The organism is Arthrobacter sp. Dra40 (genome assembly GCF_059091905.1).
In genome coordinates this window covers 1-219 of the sequence record NZ_JBNHHB010000616.1, presented here as the reverse complement: position 1 = coordinate 219, position 219 = coordinate 1, and the positions used below count along the sequence as shown (strand labels likewise).

Genomic DNA, 219 nt, shown 5'->3' with positions numbered 1-219 from the left:
TACGGCAGGACCCGGTACCGGCCGCCGGCGGATCTGGCCCGGATGGTGCGGAAACGGGACGAGGTGTGTCCGTTTGCCGGCTGCCGCAAACACGGCAAGGCCTGCCAGATCGACCACACCCGGGCGTTCCGCGCCGACGGCGCCAAAGGTGAAACGGACGCCGGGAACCTGGGCCCGCCGTGCGAGACCCACCACGGGCTGAAAACCCGGGCCGGCTGG

1 protein-coding gene is annotated in these 219 nt (G+C 71.7%); it reads left to right on the top strand.

Annotation, left to right across the window (positions count from 1 at the left end; translation table 11 throughout):
* On the top strand, positions 1-219 hold a 219-nt coding region (locus tag AC5RWT_RS38255), incomplete at both ends, for an HNH endonuclease signature motif containing protein (RefSeq protein ID WP_494084739.1).